Origin of the sequence: Bradyrhizobium uaiense, from assembly GCF_010811875.1 — a bacterium.
Lineage (GTDB): Bacteria > Pseudomonadota > Alphaproteobacteria > Rhizobiales > Xanthobacteraceae > Bradyrhizobium > Bradyrhizobium uaiense.
Genome location: NZ_VKHP01000645.1, coordinates 1 through 314 on the forward strand (window position 1 = coordinate 1; position 314 = coordinate 314).

General features: G+C 66.2%; 1 pseudogene. It reads right to left on the bottom strand.

What is annotated here, in order from left to right:
- Positions 1-39: 39 nt before the first annotated feature.
- Positions 40-314 (bottom strand): annotated as a pseudogene (locus FNJ47_RS46900) (hypothetical protein); the annotation flags it as partial.

A 314-nucleotide genomic window follows, 5' to 3' on the forward strand; every position in this document is an offset into this window, starting at 1 on the left:
TAGCACTACTTTGGCAGAATCTATTTGTACCGGTGTTTTTCAAGGATTTGTTTTCGGCAGTGTGGGCACCGCTGAGACGGCGGCCGAAGGATGAGACCGACGATGGCGTGACGTACGGCGGGCATGGGTGGCTGAGGCGGGGGGCCGGTGATTCTTTTTTTTCCGCCCCGCGGGGGCGAGGCGACGATGCTGCAGGGAGGCGTAGGGGCTCATGGTCAGCCGGGGGGGACGATGGAGACCAGGCCAAGGTCGGGCCCGGCAGGGAGCAAGTCCGGGCTCCGCCGTGCCCCGGCGTCGTCGCCGCTGCCGCGAGG